Annotated in this window: 5 protein-coding genes; all 5 read left to right on the plus strand. The window is 66.4% G+C overall.

The features are described 5' to 3' along the window. Positions 1-418: hypothetical protein (locus VJ307_01390; protein ID HJX72781.1), on the plus strand; the 418-nt coding region annotated here is incomplete at its 5' end. Between the two features lie 276 nt (positions 419-694). Continuing rightward, positions 695-841 (plus strand): hypothetical protein, encoded by a 147-nt coding sequence (locus VJ307_01395; protein HJX72782.1) that lies wholly within the window; start codon positions 695-697, stop codon positions 839-841. Next, a complete protein-coding gene (locus VJ307_01400) occupies positions 834-1,751 on the plus strand; it encodes an LD-carboxypeptidase (GenBank protein ID HJX72783.1) in 918 nt (305 codons plus the stop codon). The genes VJ307_01395 and VJ307_01400 overlap by 8 nt, the downstream gene beginning before the upstream one ends. Continuing rightward, positions 1,751-2,875: a serine hydrolase domain-containing protein gene (locus VJ307_01405; GenBank protein HJX72784.1), complete on the plus strand. Its 1,125-nt coding sequence runs from the start codon at positions 1,751-1,753 to the stop codon at positions 2,873-2,875. Before VJ307_01400 ends, VJ307_01405 begins: the two co-directional genes overlap by 1 nt. Then, positions 2,872-3,060 (plus strand): Mur ligase domain-containing protein (locus VJ307_01410; protein HJX72785.1); only part of this gene is annotated, 189 nt, incomplete at its 3' end. The genes VJ307_01405 and VJ307_01410, both read left to right, overlap by 4 nt.

Consider the following 3,060-nt stretch of genomic DNA (forward strand, 5'->3'; position numbering starts at 1 on the left):
AGAGAGGATTTACCGGTCTTCCAAGGAGATGGGCGGCAGTATCTCCACGATAACCTATGACAGGAACCCCGATGTCAAGGATTCCATGATTTCCGTTCTCTCTCTGGAGGTCCCGCCGTTCCTGCACGATATCGACGGAGACGGCATACCCGAACTGCTGGTGGTTGGTGCGGAAACGGGGATCGTCCAGGTGCCCGGGATCGGGCCGGGTGTGAAGAAAAGCTGGGTGAATGTGGTGAAATTTCAGGCCGGAACGTTTCGGAAGGGGCGCCTGCCGGGAGATCTCGAGAACCCCATTCAAGGGTTATGGGCAGATGGAAAGCAGATGTACCTCGTGGTGTCGAGAACCACATCGATCTTGCGCAAGGAGGGAAGCAGCACCCTGTTGGCTCTCCCCTTGGAGCGGATATCCAAGTGATTTCGTGCGAGGCCCCACTTGTGTCCCGGGATAGGATGGGGCCGGATACCCGGATCGAGAAAGCCGCTGCACCCGTCGTGGCTGGCGGCTCCTTGTGGGGAACCGTGTAAGGCTGCGGAGGCAATCATCCACCGGAATGCTCCTTTCGCCCCTCCCTGCGTCTGATCCGCTGCGGATGCCCCCGCTCGAGAACTCCTCACCTCCTTCGCTTTCTTTCGTCATATGATGGGAGGGGTGTGCGTTCGTGGTTCTGAATCCGAAGAACGCGAGGGGGTCGTGCGCACGAACGAGCCGCTCTTCCACGAGGGATTCGGCTTCTCCCTGAAGAACTTCGGCCCGACGCCGTGGGGGGTGCCCTACGCCGTGTTCGACGCGAACCGGGACCCGGCGGTCTTGGGCATACTCGGGAGGGAATGTGCGTAGGGTGCGCCCCGCCCCGCTCCGGAAAGGCGACGTGATCGCAGTCGTCGCGCCCGGGGGGCCCGTGGACCCGGCAAGGCTTGCCCGGGGGCTTGCCCGTCTCTCGGCTGCGGGATTCGTTCCCGAGACCGCGGAAGGGCTGCTCGAAAGGGACGGGTATCTGGCCGGGGATGACCTCCACCGGGCGGCGCGGATGAAGTGGGCGCTCACGCTTCCCGAGGCACGGGCCGTCATGGCCGCCCGCGGAGGATACGGAACGACCCGGCTCCTCCCGCTCGTCGACTGGAAGAAGGCAGCGGCGCGCCCCCGGCTCCTGATCGGGTACAGCGACATGACGGCGATCCTCGCCTACGTCTCCACCCGATGGGGTCTTGCCGCAATCCACGGCCCGATGGCCGCGGCGGACCTGGGGGGGAGGCCCGACGGGGGGGCGTTGGACGCCTTCGTCCGGCTCGCGGGGGGAAACGTTACTCCCCGGGAGCCCTGGGGGACGCCGTGCGAAAGGTTGCGCGGGGGGGGCGCGGAAGGGGTCCTGACCGGAGGGTGCCTTTCCGTGCTCACCGCCCTGCTCGGGACGCCGTACGAGCCCGACTTCCGGGGCGCGCTCCTGTTCCTGGAGGATGTCCGGGAGCCGTCCTACCGGATCGACCGGATGCTCACGCAGTGGGTCCAGTCCGGCCGGCTGCGGAAGGTCGCCGGCATCGTGGCGGGAAAGATCACGCCGATGAAAAAGGAGGAGGAGGAGGTCCGAAGGGTTTTCGCCGCCGCGGGGAAGACCCTTTCGGTATCCGTATGGTACGGGTTCCCCGCCGGCCACGTCCGTCCGAACTACCCCTTGCCGTTCGGCGTGCGGGCGAGGATCGACCCGCGGGGACGGCTGTTCCTCCTCGAATCCCCTGTGGCGCAGAAGTGATGCCCGGGATCGAGGGGGGCGGGGATCGTTTCCGCGAGGCGAGGGAACTGCTCGAGCGCGGCGCCGTCGAGAGAGCATACCAGGCCGCCGTCCTCCTGCTTGCGCGGAAAGAGGAGATCCTCCTCCACGAGAGCGCGGGGGAGGCGCACCTCTCCTCGATCTTCGATATCTCCTCCCTGACCAAGCCGCTGGTCGCATCCTTTTTCTACCTCCTCGTCCAGCAGGGGAGGATCTCGCCCGGCGGGAAGGTTTCGGAGATCCTCCCGGCGCGCTCGCCCGACCCGGCGTTTCCCGGGATCACCTTCCTTCACCTCCTCTCCCACACTTCCGGGCTCCCCTCCTACCGGCCGTTCTACCGCGAGGTACGGGAGGCCGAGGAAAAGGAAGGGCGGAAGATGTGGGGAATTGCGGAGGGGCACGACCGGATCGTCGGCGCCCTCCTGTCCCTGCCCCTGGAATCTCCCCCGGGGACGGCGTGCGTCTACAGCGACCTTGGCTTTATCCTCCTGGGGCGGGCGATGGAAGCGGCGTCGTTCATGACGCTCGACAGGCTCCTGCGTCGGGAACTTTCGGGGCCGCTGGGAATGCGGGACACCGCGTACCTTCCTCTTCTGGCCTTGAGCGAGTGCGAGACGGTACGGCTGATCTCCACCGGGCATTCCGAAGAACGGGGGAGGGAAACGGTGGGGGAGGTGGATGACGAGAACGCGGCGGCGATGGGGGGCGTGGCGGGGCACGCGGGGGTCTTTTCCACAGCGCACGACCTGTTCCTCTTCGCGCGGGAGATCCTCCGGGCAAGGCGGGGCGAGGGGAGGGTGCTCTCCCGGCGTATGGCGGAAGAGATGACGACCAAGGTGGCCGCCCCCCCCGGGTGCCCCCGTACCCCCGGTTGGGACACACCGACGCCCGGGTCGCCGGGCGGGTCGCAGGCCGGGCGCCATTTTCCGGAAGGGTCGGTCGGCCACCTCGGGTGGACCGGATGCTCCCTCTGGATCGACCTGTCCCGGGAGATCACCTGCGTGCTCCTCACCAACCGGGTGTACTACGGACAGCAGAACCAGGGCCTTACGACCTTGCGGCCGAGGATCCACGACGCGGTCATGGAGGCATTGGATCAGGAATGAAAAACGTTCACCTGATCGCAGCTTGCGGAGTGGGGATGGCCTCCCTCGCAGGGATGCTGAAAGAAAAGGGGTTCCGCGTGACCGGGTCCGACGCCAACGTCTATCCGCCCATGAGCACGCAACTTTCGTCGCTCGGGATCATGCTGCGCTCCCCGTACGCGGCCGAAAACATCCCGGAGGACGCC

It is taken from the genome of Candidatus Deferrimicrobiaceae bacterium (genome assembly GCA_035256765.1).
In the GTDB taxonomy this organism is placed as follows: Bacteria; Desulfobacterota; Deferrimicrobia; order Deferrimicrobiales; family Deferrimicrobiaceae; genus CSP1-8.